The sequence below is a fragment of the Achromobacter sp. 01N37 genome (assembly GCF_056399725.1).
Genome location: NZ_JBFTRX010000005.1, coordinates 291,728 through 304,777, shown reverse-complemented (window position 1 = coordinate 304,777; position 13,050 = coordinate 291,728). Strand labels below are relative to the sequence as shown.

The window sequence follows — 13,050 nt, the reverse complement described above, 5'->3', positions numbered from 1 at the left end:
CCCCTATGTAAGACCGCGAATTTACTGGCAAATTTATGGGGTTGCGCTTTAAGAATAATGCCAACGAGTGGGGGATCCCAGATATTCCTAATTAGAAAAATCGGCTGCTACTATACGACGCCTTCAAGGCGTGAACTCGTTGTGTTGTAAGGAAGGGACACGTTTGCCGCCGTTGGTGGTAAACCGGTTGCCGCCTAGTAGGGCAGAGTCCTGGCCCGGTATGCGTTCCAATGAAAAAACCACACCTGCTTTCTGGCCTTGCCGATGCCTTTCCTGCCGCCTGGCGGGATGAAATCCGCGCTGAATTAGCGGACGGCGAAACCTTGCTGGCCTGGGTTGAAATAGACCTGGACCAGCGGCTGAAGTTCCAGCCGGGGCTGATTGCAGCTACCGACCGTCGCCTATTGGCTCGTAATGCTGCCGATAACGGCTGGGAATCGTGGGTCTATGGCCCCCAATTAACGCTGAATCTTACCGATCACGCGGGCGCCGCCGTGCTGGAATTGCACGACGACACCGCGCGTCTGGCAATCTGGCGTTTCACGCTGGCCCGCAATCCGGCCGCGCTGCGCCTCTTGTCGCACTTCGAGTCGCAACAGGCGATCCGCCTGTCCGGCCATCAGGAAGAGGCGCCGCAGGAACGCAACTGCACCATCTGTAATAACGTTATTCCCGCGGGCGAGGAAGAATGCCCCACCTGCAATCAAGAGCAGGCGGCGCCGTCTTCCACCTGGGCGCTGTTGCGCCTGTGGCGTTTTGCCCGGCCGTATCGCGGCGCTTTGCTGGCCGGTTTTGTGCTGACGTTGTTGGGCACGGCTGCGACCCTGGTGCCGCCGTACCTGACGATGCCGCTGATGGACGACGTGCTGATTCCGTTCCAGAACGGCGCGCCCATTGATTACAGCAAGGTCCGCCTCTACCTGAGCGGCCTCTTGGCGTCCGCCATCCTGGCCTGGGGGCTGGGCTGGGCGCGCACCTACATTCTGGCGTGGGTCAGTGAGCGTATCGGCGCCGACTTGCGCACCACCACCTATGAACACTTGCAGCAGCTGTCGCTGGAGTATTTCGGCGGCAAGCGCACGGGCGATCTGATTTCCCGTATCGGTAGCGAGACCGACCGCATTTGCGTGTTCCTGTCTTTGCATCTGCTGGACTTCGCCACCGACATCCTGATGATCGTCATGACGGCGGTAATTCTGGTGTCCATCAACCCCTGGCTGGCGCTGGTTACGCTGGTGCCGCTGCCGTTCATTATCTGGATGATCCACGCGGTGCGCGACCGCTTGCGCCACGGCTTTGAAAAGGTCGACCGCATCTGGTCCGAGATCACCAACGTGCTGGCGGACACCATTCCGGGCATCCGCGTGGTCAAGGCGTTTGCACAGGAAAAGCGCGAAGTGGCGCGCTTTCGCGAAGCCAATAACCGCAACCTGGAAGTGAACGACCGTGTGAACACGACGTGGTCGCTGTTCTCGCCCACGGTCACGTTGCTGACGGAAGTGGGCCTGCTGGTGGTGTGGATTTTCGGTATCTGGCAGGTGTCGCAGAAGCAGATTACGGTGGGCGTGCTGGCCGCGTTCCTGGCGTATATCGGGCGCTTTTATTTGCGCCTGGATTCCATGAGCCGCATCGTCTCGGTGACGCAGAAAGCAGCCGCGGGCGCCAAGCGCATCTTCGATATTCTCGACCACGTTTCCAGCGTTCCCGAACCGCAGAATCCGGCCAAGCTGCCGCACATCAACGGCCGCATCGAACTGCGCGATGTGGGGTTCCGCTACGGTAATCGCCAAGTGATTCGCGGGCTGGACCTGACCATCGCCCCGGGCGAGATGATCGGCTTGGTAGGCCATAGCGGGTCGGGCAAGAGCACGCTGATCAACCTGATCTGCCGCTTCTACGACGTGTCCGAAGGCGCGGTGCTGGTGGATGGCGCCGACATCCGTTCGGTGCGTGTGGCCGATTACCGCCGCAATATTGGTTTGGTGCTGCAAGAGCCGTTCCTGTTCTTCGGCACCATTGCCGAGAACATCGCCTACGGCAAGCCTGACGCCACGCGCGATGAAATCGTGGCCGCCGCCCGCGCGGCGCATGCGCACGAGTTCATTCTGCGCCTGCCGCATGGCTACGATTCGCTGGTGGGTGAGCGCGGCCAGGCCTTGTCGGGCGGTGAACGCCAGCGTATTTCGATTGCGCGCGCCTTGCTGATCGACCCGCGCATCCTGATCCTGGACGAAGCCACGTCGTCGGTGGATACCACCACGGAAAAGGAAATCCAGAAGGCGCTGGACAATCTGGTGCGCGGCCGCACCACCATCGCCATCGCGCACCGCCTGAGCACGCTGCGCAAAGCAGATCGCCTGGTTGTGCTGGATCGTGGCCAGATCGTGGAGCAAGGGCCGCACGAAGAATTGATGGCCCGCGAGGGCGCCTACTATCGTCTCTACCAGGCGCAGGCGCGCCAGGCGGAAGCCGACGCCCAAGCGTCGGACGGCGAAAACATCGCCGCCGTGGCCTGACGCGGACCCAGGATTATCGTCATGACGTTGCCCACCTTTCAATTGCGCCGCAATGCCTTCGGGCGCCTGGAATACCAATCCGCCGATGGCGAAATGCACGAAGGCGTTTTGCCCGTGCGCGCCTTTCCGATCAGTGAAGCGGGCCGCGGCCTGTCGCTGGTGACTGCCGACGGCCACGAGCTGGTGTGGATCGAACACCTGTCCGACGTTCCGGCTGAGCCGCGCGCGCTGATCGAGGAAGAGTTGGCGGGCCGTGAATTCATGCCCGAAATCCGCAAGCTGGCCAGCGTGTCCACGTTTGCCACGCCCAGCACCTGGAAGGTGGAAACCGATCGCGGCCCGACGTCGTTCACGCTGCGCGGCGAAGAAGACATCCGCCGGCTCAGCCCGCAGACGCTGCTGATCGCCGACAGCCACGGCATCTTCTATCTGGTGCGCGACATCCTGTCGCTGGACAAGCACAGCCGCAAACTGCTGGACCGGTTCCTGTAAACGCGTTGCCTACGCGCTGCCCTTGAACGGCGTGTGCGCTTCCAATTCACCCAAATAGTCCGTCACCGCCGAGGTCTCTTCGTTCAGGAAGTTCTGGATCGCCTCGGCGAAACCGGGGTGGGCGACCCAATGCGCCGACCACGTTGGCGTGGGCAACAGGCCGCGCGCCATTTTGTGTTCGCCCTGCGCGCCACCTTCGAAACGTGCAATGCCGTGCGCGATGCAATACGCGATGGACTGCATGTAGCAGGTCTCGAAATGCAGCCCCGGCACGTATTCCGTCGCGCCCCAATAGCGCCCGTAAAGCGCATCGCCGCCCGCCAGATTTAACGCCGCCGCCACCGGCTCGCCCTCGCGCTCGGCCATGATCAGCACAAAGGCATCGGGTTGATCGCGGTAGGCGCGCAGAAAGAAGTCGCGATTCAGATAGGGCGGGTTGCCGTGCTGAAAATACGTGCGGCAATAGCAGTCATAGAAGAAGGCCAGATCGGCCTCTTGAATATCGCTGCCGCGCAGCCACCGGAACGCCAGCCCGGCCGCGGCCACCTTCTTTCTGTCTTGCCGGATTTTCTTGCGCTTGTCGTGGCTCATTCGCGCCAGGAACGCATCAAAGTCCGCAAAGCCGTCGTTGGTCCAATGAAACTGCACGCTCTCGCGAATCATGAAACCGGCTTCGCGCAGCACGCGCATATCGGCGTCAGACGGAAACAGCAGATGCAGCGACGACACTTTGACCTCTTCGGCAAAGGCCACCAAACCCCGCACGAGCGTGGCGCGGTCTTCATCGTTAGATGCCAGCAGGCGCGGACCCGTCACCGGCGTGAAGGGGATGGCCGACAGCAGCTTGGGGTAGTAGCGCATGCCGTGGCGCTGGAAGGCGTCGGCCCAGGCGTAGTCGAATACGTATTCGCCACGAGAATGGGATTTCAGATAGAGCGGGGTGGCTGCGACCAGCCCACCATCGCGCCACAGCGCCAGATAATGCGGCGCCCAACCCGTCTCGGGCGCGGCGCAGCCCGTTTCGTGCAGCGCGCACAAAAACGCGTGCCGCAGAAAGGGCTGGTCCCCGGCCAACGCGTCCCAGGCTTGGGCGTCGATGCGGGACAGGTCGGTTTCAATGGTCAAGCGCAGGGAATCCATTCGTGAATGATAAAGTCTTCGTCAACGCACGGTCTTGAAACCGTTCGTTTTTTCAGGTTTTGCAGCGGCTTCGCGCCGCTTGGGATTCGCAGACATCATGGATAGCAACACGACCCCTTCCGCCAAGGAAGGGTCAGGCTCGAACTGCCTTCGCGGCCAGGCTCTCGCCGCGCTTGCCGCGCGCGAGTGGCCCGAGAAAATGGCGGCGGTACGCGCAATCAGCGATAGCGCCGTGATGGACTGCCAGCGCGAATTCTCGGCGCCGGAAGGCTTGCCCGGCCGGCCCGCGAGGCCGGAGCTGGTTGCGCCCGCGCTGGTCAAGCACCGCTCCATGGCCACGCTGGAAGGGCGCGCGGCGTTGCTGCACGCGCTGGCCCATATTGAATTCAACGCGGTCAATCTGGCGCTGGACATCCTCTGGCGCTTCGCCGGTATGCCCGATGCGTTCTACCGGGATTGGCTGCGTGTCGCCCGCGAAGAGGCCTATCACTTCGATCTGCTGCGCCAGCGGCTGGACACCTTGGGCTATGCCTATGGGGATTTTCCGGCGCACAACGGCTTGTGGGACATGGCCGAACGCACGCGCGGCGACCTGCTGGCCCGGCTGGCGCTGGTGCCCCGCACGCTGGAGGCGCGCGGCCTGGATGCGTCGCCGATGATCCGCAACAAATTGGCCGGGGCGGGGGATGCGGATAGCGCCGCCATTGTGGACATCATCCTGCGCGATGAGATCGGCCACGTCGCCATCGGCAACCACTGGTTCAAACTGCTTTGCTCGCAAGCGGGCCACGAACCCGTGGCCTGCTATGCCGATCTGGCGCAGCGCTATGACGCCCCCCGCTTGCGCGGCCCCTTCAACCTGGAGGCCCGCCGTGCGGCCGGCTTCGACGACGCCGAACTCGCCGCGCTGCAAGCGGGTTGATTCGACCCCAAAGGAATTCTTCGCATGACCATCCGATTGGCCTCCGTGCTACCCCGCGCCGCCGTGACCTTGGCGGGGGCGCTTTGCATCGCGACCGCCCACGCCGCTGACCCATTCGCCACCTGCCTCGCGCAATTGCGCGGCCCTGCGCTGAAAGCGGGTGTGTCCGGCGCCACCTTCGATACGCACACCGCGGGCCTGACGCCCGACATGGCGGTGATTGACCTGCTGGACGCCCAGCCCGAATTCAAGACGCCCATCTGGGATTACATGGCCGGGCTGGTCGATGACGAGCGCGTGGCGGATGGCAAGGCGGGCATGGCGCGCTGGCAGTCCGACCTGGACCGCGCCGCGTCGCGCTATGGCGTAGACCCGGCCACCATTGCGGCGGTGTGGGGCGTGGAAAGCAATTTCGGCCGTACGCTGGGTGGCCGGCCGCTGCTGACCTCGCTGTCGACGCTGTCGTGCTTTGGCCGCCGCCAGGCGTATTTCCGGGGTGAGTTCTTCTCGACGCTGAAGATCATCCAGGACGAGCACATCGCGCCCGACCGGCTGGTGGGCTCCTGGGCGGGCGCGTTCGGCCAGACGCAGTTCATGCCGTCCACCTACTTGCGGCTAGCCGTGGATTTTGATGGCGATGGCCGCCGCGATCTGGTCGACAGCGTGCCCGATGCACTGGCGTCTACTGCCAATTTCTTGAAGCGCGCCGGCTGGAATCCGTCGCTGGCCTGGGGCTACGAGGTCAAACTGCCTGCTGGGCTGGACACATCGGGCGCCGGGCGCAAGAACAAGCGTCCGATGTCGTCGTGGGCCAAGCAAGGGGTGACGCGCGTGGATGGGCAAGCCTTGCCGGTCGGCGACACCCCCGCAGGCCTGTTGCTGCCCGCTGGACGCAACGGCCCCGCCTTCCTGGTCACGCGCAATTTCGATGCGCTGTATTCGTACAACGCCGCGGAAAGCTATGCGCTGGCCATCGCGCATCTTTCGGATCGGCTGCGTGGCGGTGGGCCGCTAGTTCAAGCCTGGCCAACCGATGACCCCGGCCTGTCGCGGGCGGAACGGCGCGAGCTGCAACGGCTGCTGATTGCCAAAGGCTATGACGTCGGCGAACCCGATGGCATGATCGGCGCCCGGACGCGTCAAGCCTTGCAGGCCGCGCAGCGCGAACTGGGTTTGCCCCCGGACGGCCGCGCGGGGCAGAAGGCATTGAAGGCACTGAAAGCGTCCGCCGCCAGTAAAGCACCGGGCTGAACCCCGCCAGATTTACAAGTTTTGCAAAGATCCGGCCCCCGGTAACGGGGCTGACATGCGTTACGCCAGCCACCGCCCTATACTGGTTTTCCGATTTTTCAGGAGCACGATGATGAGTCTGTTGGATACCTTGGCCTCGATGGCCGGTGGCGGTCAGCAAGGGGGCTCCGCGTCATTGCTGCCTGCCCTGATCGAACAATTGAACAAGTACCCGGGTGGGCTGAGCGGCCTGATCGCCAGCTTCCAGAAGGGCGGTTTAAGCGAAATCGTGGCGTCCTGGGTCGGCACAGGCCAGAACCTGCCGGTCAGCCCCGACCAGCTTGGCGCGGTGCTGGACCCTGGCGTCGTCAATGAACTGGCCGCCAAAACCGGCCAGGACACGGATTCCGTCTTGGGTTCGCTGTCGTCGTTGTTGCCGCAACTGGTCGACAAGGCCACGCCGCAAGGCGAGGTGCAACCCGGCCAGCCCTTCAACCCGACCGACCTGCTGGCCTCGCTGGGCGGCTTGTTCGGTAACCGCGGTTAAAGACGGTACAGGATCTTCTCCTGACACGCTGTCTGCTTGCATCCCCCACCCGCCGGCGCCTGTTTCAGGCACTGGCGCTGGGCGCCTTGGCCCCGCTGGCCGCTTGCGCGCCGCCCCTGTCCTTGAACGCCACGTTCCTGCAACTGTGGCGCAGCCACCTGGAGCTGAAGCCTGAAGACTGGCGCGTGCGCTTGTCGGCGTATCGCCGGCTGGGCTGCCGCGAGATCTTCCTGCAATGGGTGGGCCTGGAAGGCGGCCGTCCGGATGACTGGATGGCGCCCGACGCCGTGCTGCGCATGATCTTCGACGAAGCCGAACACCAGGGGCTGGGCGTGCATGTGGGCCTGCCTTATGACCAGCGCTGGTGGGATGTGCTGGCCGGCAAGGACAAGGCGGCGTTTACCGGTTATCTGGACCAGACGCGCGCCCGTGGCGTGGCGTATATGGAGTCCGCGCCCTGGCCCAAGCGCCGCGCGTTTCGCGGCTGGTATCTGCCCTACGAACTTGAGCAATACAACTGGGCGTCTGAAGAAAGGCAGGCGCAGCTGATCCCGTGGCTGGACGCGTTTTCGCGCACGGCGCAGGCAACCAGCCGCGGCGTGCCTTGCATCTCCACTTATCACAGCCGCCTGCCCACCGAGGGCTCGCTGATGAAGCTGTGGAGCGGCATTCTGGATCGCGTGCGCATCCATCCGATGATTCAGGATGGCGTGGGCGTGGCGGGCCTGGCGAACTATCAGGCGCTGGCGCCGCTGCATGACATGCTGCTGGCGCGCCGCGCCTCGTTCGACCTGATCCTGGAACTGTTCGAAGAGCTGCCTTCGGGCAGCACCGATGGGTCTACCTTCAAGGCGCGTTCGGCTGACTTTGACCGCGTGAAGCAGCAGTGGGAAGTGGCTCGCGGCTACGGCGCCAAGCGCGTCGTGGCGTTCGCCATGGAACCTTGGGTGATCGACAACACTCCCGAAGCGCGCGCGCTGATGCGTGCCTGGCTGGCGGCGCGCGTCTAAGCGCGCCCGCCCGGCTCAGTTGAAGCTGCGGCCGATAATTTCCAGCATGACTTCACTGGTGCCGCCAAAGATGCGCAACGCGCGCGCGTCCACCCAGGCGCGGCCAATGCCGTACTCCGCCATATACCCATAGCCGCCGTACATTTGCAGCAGGTCGTCCAGCACGCGCCCCTGGATTTCGGTGGCATTCAGTTTGGCGATGGCGGCGGTGGTGGGGTCCAGTTCGCCTTCCATTTGCCGCGCCAGGCAATCGTCCAGGAACACGCGCAGCATCGTCGTTTGCGCACGCGCGTTGGCCAGTTTGAAGCGGGTGTTCTGGTAGTCGATGACGCGGCGGCTGAAGACCTTGCGGTCGCGCGTGTACTGCGCGGCTTCATCCAGCATGCCTTCGACCGAGGCCGCCGCGCGCAAGGCAATTGCCAGCCGTTCGCGGGCGAGTTCACGCGTCATATATTCGAAGGCGGCGTTCTCTTGGCCCAGCAGGCAATCGGCCGGCACGCGGACATCGTCAAAGTACAGCTCGCACGTGTCCTGGCTGTGCTGGCCGATTTTGTTCAGCGCGGTGCCCTTGGTGTAGCCGGGCAGGTTTTCCTCAACGCAGAACAACGACAAGCCGCGCGCTCCCAGGTCAGGGTCAGTGCTGGCCAACACGATCGCCAGGCCGGCGTTCACGCCATTGGTGATGAACGTTTTCTGGCCGCTCAGCACGTAGCTGTCGCCATCGCGGCGCGCGCGCGTGCGGATAGCTTTGAGATCGCTGCCCGCGCCGGGTTCGGTCAGCGCAATGGCGCCGATGACGTCACCCCGCGTCATGGCGGGYAGCCAGCGGTCTTTCTGCGCATCGGTGCCAAAGTTCAGCAGATAGGGCGACACCATGTCCGAATGAATCGAAAAGCCGATGCCCAGGAAATTGGCATGCGCCAGCTCCTCGATCACGACGGCGGAATGGCCGAAGTCACCGCCCAGTCCGTAAGGGTCGGGCAGGGCGCAGTTGAGCAGGCCTTCGTCGCCGGCACGCTTCCACAGCGCACGCGGCGTGACGCCGGCCTTTTCCCATTCGGCGTAGTGGGGCGCGATTTCGCTGGCGACAAAGCGCCGCACTTGGTCGCGGAACAGTTCGTGGTCATCCCGGAATACGCGTCGCATGATGCCTCCTTAGCGGCTGTACGGGTCCGTGGCGCTGACCTGCCCGCGCAGGACGGGCGCGGCGGCGGTGCCGGTCAGGAACAGGCTGTAGTGGTCGCCGGGTTGCAGCGCGGGCAGCGGTTGCGGGGGCGAGACCGCCGCGCCGCAGCCCGTGGCCAAAGTGGCGCTGACCGGGTTGATGGCGCGGGCGGCGGCGGCGCCGGGTTTGACGTCCTGGAACAGCACGGGGCCGGAGGGGCTCACGCTCAATTGCCCAGCCGCGCAATCGGCCGCCAGGTTGTAGAAGCGCAGTTCCGCCTTCAGCGCGTCCTGCGCGCCGTTGCTGTCATCGATAACGGCGAACGTCAGCGTGCCGCCATCGCGCTTCGGAATCAGCGTGCTGAAGGTGTCAGGCGCGACCTGCAATGTGGCGGCGGGCTTGCCATCCACCTGCACGGTGAAGGGCTGATTGCCTTTGACGATGGCGTAGGTGGTGGCGGGCTTGGCCGCGCCGGGTTCCTGCGCCGGGCCGTTGGCGATCTGCACGCGCAACGGCGTTGCGTCAGGGTTCACGATGCGCACGAATGACGAGCCGGCGGGCGGACGGGCGGCATACAACTGCGCGAACGCGCCTTCAGCGGCTGCGTTGCCGGCAAGTGCAGTCAGCGCAACGGCCACCGCCAGGCGGGAAGGAATGAACATGATTCAAGACTCCGGTTTTTTGCTGAGGCGGGCGTCCAGGTACAGGCGCGCCAGCTGTTTGCGATCTGCCTTGTCCGTGCTGGTCGTCGGGAAGCGATGGCAAGCGACGAGTTCTGACGGGATCATGTAGGGCGGCAGACGCCGGCCCAGCACGGCTTTCCACTCGTGCAGGTCTGGCGGCAGCGGCTGCACGCCGTCAGGGCCGGAAGCCGCCGGTTCAACAAAGCCGATCAGCCGCACAATGGCGCCGTCGGGGCGGCGCAGCGCAACGGTGGCGCCTGCGCGCACGCCGGGCAGTGTGGCGATGGCGGCATCAATTTCGGCGAGTTCGATGCGATAGCCGTGCAGCTTGATCTGGTCGTCGATACGGCCACGGAAGGTGACTAGGCCTTGATTATCGATCTCGCCCAAATCCCCGCTGCGATAGCCGCGTTTGCCATTGCGCGTGAACATGCGGGTGGCGTTCAGGTCGGGGCGGTTCAGGTAGCCGCGCATGACGTGGTCGCCTGCGATGCTGATTTCACCGTTCTCGATGAACACGTCGGCATAGGGCTTGGCGCGGCCGATGGGAAACGGATTCGGCGCGGCGGCGCGCAGGGCAGCGTCGATTTCGACCCACGTCGTGGAGCACGTGGCTTCGGTCGGCCCGTAGGAATTGATGATGCGCACATTCGGAAAACGCTGCCACAATTCTTCCGCCATCGGTGGCGTCAGCGATTCGGCGCCGAAGACGAAGACGCGCAGGCCGGGCAGGTGAACGTGATTGAAATCGGGGTTGAACAACTGTTGGCGCACGAACGACGGCGTAGACGCCCAGACGTTGATGCGCGTGTCCGCTAGATACTTGATGAACGCGTCACGCTCGGCGATGACCTCGCGCGGGCACAGCACGCAGGTGCCGCCAAGCGCTAGCGCCCCGACCCAGTTGAACAGCGAGAAATCGAAACTGAACAGCATCTGGTCCATGAACGCGGGCGCTGCGCCCAGGTTCAGGCAATCGCGAATCCAGCCGGCAAACAGCGTGACGCTTTCGCGGCCGATCTGCACGCCTTTTGGGTCGCCCGTGCTGCCCGATGTGAACATGACGTAGGCCAGGTCTTTTTCGGCCAGCGGCGCAGGCGCGTCGCTGGCGGGCAGGAAGATGTCGGCTTGCGCGTCATAGCGCAGCCCGGCGTTGACCAGTTGGCCGATGCGCGCAATGCGCTCGGGCGGGTTGATCACGTCCACCGGCACGAACGGCACGCCCAGCCGCAAGCATCCCAATATCGCTACCAGAAACGCCGCTTCCTTGTGGCCGGATATTGCCAGCGGCGCGGCGTCGTGGCCGCCCGCCAGGCCAGCATGGCCCGCCGCCAGTATCCAGGCGTGGGTAGCGGCTTTCAATTCGCTCCACGTCATGGCGCCTTGCGCGTCCACCACCGCCACGGCGTCGGCGTTTGTGGTGATGTCGGTGAAGTCGTAGGTGCTGAAATCGAAACGCATCTGCCGTTCTCCTGACTGCGTGTGGGCGCCTTCAGGCGCGGCCGTTCTCCGCGATGAAAGCGGCAAGCGTGTGCACCGATTCCAGATGCACGTCGATTTCAGTCGGCGGAATCTTGCAGCCGAATTCACGTTCGACGGCCAGCGCCAAGTCGACGGCGGCCAGCGAATCCACCAGACCGGAATCGATCAGCAGGGTGTCGGGGTCGACCTTGGTCAGGATGATGCCTTCGATCATGTCGGCAACCTTGGTTTCGATGGTCTTGATGTCCATTGCATGCTCCGGGACCGCGCGGCGGTCAGAATTGGAAATAGAGGAAACGGGTTTCTTTGTGCAGGTTTACCAGGCAAAGAAACAGCAGCACCAGCATGGCGACAAGCCACGCTGTGTTGGGGCGCCACCGCATGAACGCGCGCGGCGCTTCCTGCGGCTTGAACAGCGCGGGTGAATAGCGGCCCAGAATCTGGTGCGCGTTGGGCGTGAACCAGGCAATGCCCAGCAGCACAATCGTGTACAGCAATTGCATGTGATGGCCTACGATCACGCGCCACGCGTCGCCCCAGGCCAGGCCCGCCACATGCGTGGACAGGTCCAGTGATTCCATGCCGCGTGCGCCCACCATGCCCTGCATCAGCAGCATCGCGTCGCCCACGCCATGCGCGCGGAAAAACGCCTGCGCCACCAGCACGGCCACGAACGTCAGCAGAATGCAGGTTGCGCGTTTGATCACGCCCACCTGGCGCGCCGCGGCCGGCTTGCGGCCCACCACGAAAATGCGCCACGCATGGTTCACCGACAGGTACATGGCGTGCAGCAGGCCGAACACAATGAACTGAAAGCCCGCGCCGTGCCACACGCCGGCCAGCGTCATCGTGAACAGCGTGGGCACCACGATGCTGCTGGCGAATCCGCCGGGGGTGCGGATGCCTGCGGAGCCCACGGGCAGGTTGCGGTCTGTGCGCCATGTCGACACCGCCATCGCCACCGGGTAGTACAGGTAAGCCGTGATGTAGCGCGTCAGCGTGATGTGCCAGCGCGCCCAGAAGTCGATGATGCTGCTGGCTTTGTAGGGCGAATTGAAATTCAGCGGGAAGCGGATGCCAAACATTTTGGCCAGGCCCAGCGCCATGTCCGAATAGCCCGAGAAATCAAAATACAACTGCAAGGCGTAGCAGACGCTGGCGCCCCACGAGCCCCAGAACATCAGTTCGCCCGGTGCGGCGAAACCCGCGTCGGCATAGGGCGCGATGCCGTCGGCCAACAGCACTTTCTTGGCCAGGCCGATGACGAACAGCATCGCGCCCACCGACAGGTTTTCGGCCTTGAAGCGGTAGTTTTCCGGCTGCGCGAACTGCGGCATCATTTCTTTGTGATGCAGGATCGGGCCGGCGATCAGGTGCGGAAAGAACGTCACGAACAATACATAGCTGAGCAGGCTGCGTTCCTTCACCACGCCCGCTTTGCAGTCGAGCAGGTAGCCGATCTGCGTGAACGTGAAGAAGGAAATGCCCAGCGGCAGGATGATGTCGTCCATCGTCGTGCTGGTGACGCCCAAGTCGGTCAGGAAGTTCAGCAGCGTGGCGAAGTACTTGTAGTGGAACAACAGCACCAGGTCGGCGCCCACGCCGAACGCGACGATCATCCCCTGCAACTTCGGCCGCCCCGTGTTGTGCAGGATCAGCTGGCTGATGAGGTAGTTGAACGCAATGGACCCGGCCAGCAGCACCACGAACTGCGGGTTCCACCAGCCATAGAACACCAGGGATGTCAGGCACAGCCACAGCGCGGCCAGGCGCACGTTCAGCGGGCCTACCGCGTAGTACACGGCCAGCGTGACGGGCAGGAAGATCAGCAGGAACAGGTAGGAATTGAATAGCATCTTGGTT

General features: G+C 63.9%; 12 protein-coding genes. 6 read left to right on the top strand and 6 right to left on the bottom strand.

Going from position 1 to position 13,050, the window contains the following annotated elements; genetic code table 11:
• Positions 1–230 precede the first annotated feature (230 nt).
• Complete coding sequence (locus AC1DSJ_RS12935) at positions 231–2,516, top strand: cyanophycin metabolism-associated ABC transporter (RefSeq protein ID WP_054423783.1); 2,286 nt, start codon at positions 231–233, stop codon at positions 2,514–2,516.
• A 21-nt stretch (positions 2,517–2,537) separates the two neighbouring features.
• Positions 2,538–3,008: a cyanophycin metabolism-associated DUF1854 family protein gene (locus AC1DSJ_RS12930; RefSeq protein ID WP_175169657.1), complete on the top strand. Its 471-nt coding sequence runs from the start codon at positions 2,538–2,540 to the stop codon at positions 3,006–3,008.
• A gap of 9 nt (positions 3,009–3,017) precedes the next feature.
• Here AC1DSJ_RS12930 and AC1DSJ_RS12925 read toward each other — a convergent pair whose 3' ends face one another.
• Positions 3,018–4,148: a GNAT family N-acetyltransferase gene (locus AC1DSJ_RS12925; RefSeq protein ID WP_441370662.1), complete on the bottom strand. Its 1,131-nt coding sequence runs from the start codon at positions 4,146–4,148 to the stop codon at positions 3,018–3,020.
• Positions 4,149–4,245: 97 nt separating this feature from the next.
• On the opposite strand from AC1DSJ_RS12925, the gene AC1DSJ_RS12920 reads away from it, so the two are divergent.
• From AC1DSJ_RS12920 to AC1DSJ_RS12905, 4 genes are all read left to right on the top strand, one after another.
• Positions 4,246–5,070, top strand: a complete 825-nt coding sequence (locus AC1DSJ_RS12920) for a ferritin-like domain-containing protein (RefSeq protein WP_441370663.1) — start codon at positions 4,246–4,248, stop codon at positions 5,068–5,070.
• 24 nt (positions 5,071–5,094) lie between these two features.
• Positions 5,095–6,321, top strand: coding sequence for a lytic murein transglycosylase (locus AC1DSJ_RS12915; protein ID WP_441370664.1), 1,227 nt, complete (start codon positions 5,095–5,097; stop codon positions 6,319–6,321).
• 112 nt (positions 6,322–6,433) lie between these two features.
• Positions 6,434–6,847 (top strand): YidB family protein, encoded by a 414-nt coding sequence (locus AC1DSJ_RS12910; RefSeq protein WP_054423777.1) that lies wholly within the window; start codon positions 6,434–6,436, stop codon positions 6,845–6,847.
• Between the two features lie 86 nt (positions 6,848–6,933).
• A complete protein-coding gene (locus AC1DSJ_RS12905; RefSeq protein WP_441370665.1) occupies positions 6,934–7,857 on the top strand; it encodes a DUF4434 domain-containing protein in 924 nt (307 codons plus the stop codon).
• A 15-nt stretch (positions 7,858–7,872) separates the two neighbouring features.
• On the opposite strand, the gene AC1DSJ_RS12900 is transcribed toward AC1DSJ_RS12905, so the two are convergent.
• The 5 genes from AC1DSJ_RS12900 to AC1DSJ_RS12880 are packed head-to-tail and all read right to left on the bottom strand — an operon-like array spanning position 7,873 to position 13,043.
• The gene (locus tag AC1DSJ_RS12900) at positions 7,873–9,003 is read right to left on the bottom strand and encodes an acyl-CoA dehydrogenase family protein (RefSeq protein WP_175169661.1); all 1,131 of its coding nucleotides are present in this window, start codon (positions 9,001–9,003) and stop codon (positions 7,873–7,875) included.
• 9 nt (positions 9,004–9,012) lie between these two features.
• Positions 9,013–9,684, bottom strand: a complete 672-nt coding sequence (locus AC1DSJ_RS12895) for an alginate O-acetyltransferase AlgF (RefSeq protein WP_346552324.1) — start codon at positions 9,682–9,684, stop codon at positions 9,013–9,015.
• A 3-nt stretch (positions 9,685–9,687) separates the two neighbouring features.
• Entirely contained in the window at positions 9,688–11,166 is a 1,479-nt protein-coding gene (locus tag AC1DSJ_RS12890) for an AMP-binding protein (RefSeq protein WP_441370666.1), read from the bottom strand.
• 31 nt (positions 11,167–11,197) lie between these two features.
• Entirely contained in the window at positions 11,198–11,437 is a 240-nt protein-coding gene (locus AC1DSJ_RS12885; RefSeq protein ID WP_054423768.1) for an acyl carrier protein, read from the bottom strand.
• A 25-nt stretch (positions 11,438–11,462) separates the two neighbouring features.
• On the bottom strand, positions 11,463–13,043 hold the full coding sequence (locus AC1DSJ_RS12880) for an MBOAT family O-acyltransferase (RefSeq protein ID WP_427950919.1): 1,581 nt from the start codon (positions 13,041–13,043) through the stop codon (positions 11,463–11,465).
• Positions 13,044–13,050 lie beyond the last annotated feature (7 nt).

Coding starts and splice junctions, on each gene's coding strand:
- AC1DSJ_RS12935 (WP_054423783.1), top strand. CDS start 231: ATGAAAAAACCACACCTGCTTTCTGGCCTTGCCGATGCCTTTCCTGCC.
- AC1DSJ_RS12930 (WP_175169657.1), top strand. CDS start 2,538: ATGACGTTGCCCACCTTTCAATTGCGCCGCAATGCCTTCGGGCGCCTG.
- AC1DSJ_RS12925 (WP_441370662.1), bottom strand. CDS start 4,148: ATGGATTCCCTGCGCTTGACCATTGAAACCGACCTGTCCCGCATCGAC.
- AC1DSJ_RS12920 (WP_441370663.1), top strand. CDS start 4,246: ATGGATAGCAACACGACCCCTTCCGCCAAGGAAGGGTCAGGCTCGAAC.
- AC1DSJ_RS12915 (WP_441370664.1), top strand. CDS start 5,095: ATGACCATCCGATTGGCCTCCGTGCTACCCCGCGCCGCCGTGACCTTG.
- AC1DSJ_RS12910 (WP_054423777.1), top strand. CDS start 6,434: ATGAGTCTGTTGGATACCTTGGCCTCGATGGCCGGTGGCGGTCAGCAA.
- AC1DSJ_RS12895 (WP_346552324.1), bottom strand. CDS start 9,684: ATGTTCATTCCTTCCCGCCTGGCGGTGGCCGTTGCGCTGACTGCACTT.
- AC1DSJ_RS12890 (WP_441370666.1), bottom strand. CDS start 11,166: ATGCGTTTCGATTTCAGCACCTACGACTTCACCGACATCACCACAAAC.
- AC1DSJ_RS12885 (WP_054423768.1), bottom strand. CDS start 11,437: ATGGACATCAAGACCATCGAAACCAAGGTTGCCGACATGATCGAAGGC.
- AC1DSJ_RS12880 (WP_427950919.1), bottom strand. CDS start 13,043: ATGCTATTCAATTCCTACCTGTTCCTGCTGATCTTCCTGCCCGTCACG.